Raw genomic sequence first — 2,603 nt, 5'->3', positions numbered from 1 at the left:
CATCCGCCGTCCGCCCGAGGCCCGCTTCCCCCTAACTCCAGCCCCAGGGGGGAGGCGAGCCTCGGGCATGCCCGCAACGACTGTCACCGCCCGGGCTCCGCGCCCGTCGATCAGGCCGGCAGGCGGATCGTCATCCCGGACACGGACGACGCCGCCGCGTAGGGGACACTGGACCGACCCCGGCGGCGTGATGACGTATGGCAGCCGATGCTACCGCCGCCGGGGCCTCCCAGCCGATGAGCTTGAGAGCGTCGGCGGACAGGCGCATACTGGGGTGTCAGGCCCCCTGGGGCCTGGAAGTGGCGCCGTGGACCCCCGATGGAATCGGGAGCCCGGCGTTTGCGCGTTCATGGCCGTGGCCTACAGCCCACGTCAGACGTCGAGGATCGTCACCAGCGGCTCCAGGGCCTTGAAGTACAGGCCGTCGCCGTCGAGCCACCACGAGACCGCCCCGGCCAGACAGTCCGCTGCCCACAGGCCCGCGTCCGTACTGGCAAGCTCCCACGTCACCGTCATCGTGTGGGAGACCACAGACGCCTTGCGCAGACCGGTCAGGACTGCGCGGTCTGCCGCGTCCTGCTCGTGCCGGGACTCGAACACCACCAGGTCGACACCGCGCTGCGACAGGTCGGCCAGCAGCCGTATCCGACCCTCGGGGAGTATCCGAACGGAAATTAGTGGTAGCGGGACGATCTTGATTCCGGTTCGGTGACGTGCCCGTTTTGCCTGGCCAGCGAGCTCTACGTTCCTCGGCATGCCTGTTGAGTACCTGTCTGCTGAGCAAGAGGCCCGCTACGGGCGGTTCGCCACAGAGCCGTCGCCCGGCGAGCTGGAACAATTCTTCCGCCTGGACACCAGAGCCCTGGAGTTGGCGCGGGCGAAGCGTCGTCCAGCCACAAGGTTGGGGTGGGCGGTGCAGTGGGGCACCGTGCGGATGCTCGGCACCTTCCTGACCGAAGACCCCACGGTGGTCCCGGCCTCCGTAGTGCAGTTCGTCGCCGAGCAGCTCGCCTTCGATGACGAGCACTTCGCCGGGTACAGGGCGCGCTCGCAGACGGCCTACGAGCACGCGTGGGAGATCCGGGACGCCTACGGCTACCGGGACTTCACCGAAGGCGAAGAGGAGCTGCCGGAGTTCCTGGTGGCACGGGTGTGGTCGTCGCGGGAGGGACCGAGGGCCCTGTTCGACCGGGCGGTGGTGTGGCTGGTGAACAATCGAGTGCTGCTGCCCGGGGTCACGACGCTGGCGCGCATGGTGGCCGCGGTCCGCTAGGAGGAGAACGACCGGCTGCACGCCGCGCTGTACGAGGCGGTCCCGTACGACCTGCGCACCGAGATGGTCCGGCTGCTGGAAGTGCCGGAGAAGAAGCGGGTGTCGGAGCTGGAACGGCTGCGGCTGGGACCGATGCGGGTGTCGGGCAGGGCCATGGAATTCGCCCCGGACCGCGCCCGCGAGGTGCGGAGCCTGGGCGCCGGCGCGGCGGACGCCGGACGAGTCCCGGCCGCACGGATGACCGGGCTGGCCCGGTACGGGCTGACCTCGAAGGCGCCGACGCTCAAGCGGCTGGAGGTGAACCCGGCAGACCGCGACGCTGCTGGCGACCGTGCGGCACCTGGAGACCGCGACGGTGGACGACGCGCTCGATCTGCTGCACGCCCTGATGGCCACGAAACTACTGGCGAAGGCAGAGCGGATGGGCAACGACGCCAAGTTCAAGGCCCTGCCCCAGCTGCGGAAGCCGCCCCGGTCGTGAAAGCCCTCAAGGGCCTCCCGGACCTGATCGGCCGGAAGAAGGTCGGCGCCGAGGAGGTCGCCTCCGACCTGGTGACCGGCTCGTGGCGGCGGCTGGTGTTCGCCAACCCCAACGTGCCGCACGGCCTGGTCGACAAGGCCGCGTACTCGTTCTGCGTCCTGGAGCATCTGCACCGCTCGCTGCGTCGGCGGGACGTGTTCGCCAGGGACGACGACCGCTGGGGCGACCCCCGGGTGAAGCTGCTGGCCGGGGAGAAGTGGATGACAACCCAGCCGAAGGTGCTCACCGCGCTCGGCCTGGAGAGCGAGCCGGCCGGACACCTCGCCGAACTCGCCTCCGCCCTGCATGCCGCGTACGTACAGGTCGCCGCCGGGTTGCCGGGCAACACGGCGCTGGAGGTGGTGGCCGGGAAGCTGAAGCTGACAAGCTCGGCAAGGCGGAGGAGCCCAAACTCCTGCCGCCGTTCCGCCAGCTGGTCAACGGCATGCTGCCAAAGGTCGACTTCCCCGAGCTGCTGCTGGAGGTCGCCGAACTGACTGGGATGGCGGACGCCTTCACGCACATCTCCGGCGCCGAATCCCACATGGAGGGCTTCACCACCAGCCTGTGCGCCGTTCTGCTGACGGAGGCGTGCAACGTCGGGCTCACCCCGGTCATCAAGCCGGACGTCCCGGCGCTCACCCGGGGACGTCTGGTCCAGGTCGACCAGGGCTACTTCCGGCCGAGAACATCTCGGCGGCGAGCGGCCTGTTCATCGAGGCCCAAGCGAAGATCGACGTCGTCCGGGCCTGGGCGGCGGCCTAGAAGGCTCGTGAAGATCTTGGGTTCTGGCCCTGCCGCGGGAGCGGC

The 2,603-nt window shown here is 69.7% G+C and carries 6 protein-coding genes; 4 read left to right on the top strand and 2 right to left on the bottom strand.

Translation table 11 applies throughout. From position 1 onward, the window contains the following. Window positions 1-372: 372 nt before the first annotated feature. A complete protein-coding gene (locus ABZ070_RS36605; RefSeq protein WP_356640441.1) occupies window positions 373-756 on the bottom strand; it encodes a hypothetical protein in 384 nt (127 codons plus the stop codon). On the opposite strand from ABZ070_RS36605, the gene ABZ070_RS36600 reads away from it, so the two are divergent. Continuing rightward, on the top strand, window positions 755-1,273 hold the full coding sequence (locus tag ABZ070_RS36600; protein ID WP_356640439.1) for a DUF4158 domain-containing protein: 519 nt from the start codon (window positions 755-757) through the stop codon (window positions 1,271-1,273). The two genes, ABZ070_RS36605 and ABZ070_RS36600, sit on opposite strands and share 2 nt — an antisense overlap. Here the strand turns inward: ABZ070_RS36600 and ABZ070_RS36595 are convergent. Next, window positions 1,270-1,560: a hypothetical protein gene (locus ABZ070_RS36595; protein ID WP_356640437.1), complete on the bottom strand. Its 291-nt coding sequence runs from the start codon at window positions 1,558-1,560 to the stop codon at window positions 1,270-1,272. The genes ABZ070_RS36600 and ABZ070_RS36595 overlap by 4 nt on opposite strands. A gap of 44 nt (window positions 1,561-1,604) precedes the next feature. On the opposite strand from ABZ070_RS36595, the gene ABZ070_RS36590 reads away from it, so the two are divergent. The 3 genes from ABZ070_RS36590 to ABZ070_RS36580 all read left to right on the top strand — a co-directional run. Continuing rightward, window positions 1,605-1,754, top strand: coding sequence for a hypothetical protein (locus ABZ070_RS36590; protein ID WP_356640435.1), 150 nt, complete (start codon window positions 1,605-1,607; stop codon window positions 1,752-1,754). Next, the gene (locus ABZ070_RS36585; protein ID WP_356640433.1) at window positions 1,751-2,290 is read left to right on the top strand and encodes a hypothetical protein; all 540 of its coding nucleotides are present in this window, start codon (window positions 1,751-1,753) and stop codon (window positions 2,288-2,290) included. Before ABZ070_RS36590 ends, ABZ070_RS36585 begins: the two co-directional genes overlap by 4 nt. Next, window positions 2,239-2,603, top strand: a 365-nt coding sequence (locus ABZ070_RS36580; protein WP_356640431.1) for a Tn3 family transposase, incomplete at its 3' end; no start/stop codon positions are given. The genes ABZ070_RS36585 and ABZ070_RS36580, both read left to right, overlap by 52 nt.

Source organism: Streptomyces sp. NPDC006283, assembly GCF_040613325.1.
Lineage (GTDB): Bacteria > Actinomycetota > Actinomycetes > Streptomycetales > Streptomycetaceae > Streptomyces.
The sequence above is the reverse complement of the archived record's forward strand: the minus strand, read 5'-3'. Positions and strand labels throughout refer to the sequence as shown.